The sequence below is a fragment of the Mycobacterium sp. NAZ190054 genome (assembly GCF_001545925.1).
Classification (GTDB): Bacteria; Actinomycetota; Actinomycetes; order Mycobacteriales; family Mycobacteriaceae; genus Mycobacterium.
Genome location: NZ_LMVQ01000509.1, coordinates 1 through 710, shown reverse-complemented (window position 1 = coordinate 710; position 710 = coordinate 1). Strand labels below are relative to the sequence as shown.

At 74.1% G+C, this 710-nt stretch carries 1 pseudogene; it reads right to left on the bottom strand.

Features of this window, described 5'->3' with window-relative positions:
• Nucleotides 1-116: 116 nt before the first annotated feature.
• Nucleotides 117-611: pseudogene (locus ASJ79_RS25090) on the bottom strand (hypothetical protein); the annotation flags it as partial.
• Nucleotides 612-710 lie beyond the last annotated feature (99 nt).

Sequence of the window (710 nt, the reverse complement as noted above, 5' to 3'; positions counted from 1 at the left end):
CCGCGTTCACCGCGCTGCTGGTGTTCCTCTCCGCCATCGTCGGTGTCTCGCTCGGCCGCTGGCTCGTCGACCGTAAGACGCCGCAGCAGCCCCGGCGCCGCGAGACCGATGACGACCGCGCCGATCGCGACGGTCGGACCCCGGCCGGACAGCAGTTGGATCGCCGGGTCGGTCAGCGGGCCGTCTCCGACGAGGCTGACCCCGCGGAGCGACGCGATGCCCAGCATCTGGTCGACGATCGCGGCGGCGCCCCCGGTGGCGATCGTGGACAGGCCGGGGTCGGCGACGCGCTGGAGGGCGTCGAGGTCGGCCTGGGCGTACGTGGTCGGGGCGACGCACATCCGCTTGGCGAGGGCCTTGAGCCGGTTGAGCCAGTCCACCGCGGCCTGCTGCCCGGTGCCCGGATGCGTCGGTGTGCCGGGCCCGGCGTCGGCCGCGTCGTTGACCACGTAGCCGGCCGTCATCGCGTTGACCGTGATCAGCAGGTCCGGGTCGACGGCCAGACACACGGCGCGGGTCACGTCACCGGCGGGATCGACCTCGGGGCTGGTCGCGAAGTCGACCGCGCCCAGCAGCGTGTCGAGACGCCCACCCGGGGTCAACGACGCGGCCGACGCCGGGCCCGGCACACCGACGCATCCGGGCACCGGGCAGCAGGCCGCGGTGGACTGGCTCAACCGGCTCAAGGCCCTCGCCAAGCGGATGTGCGT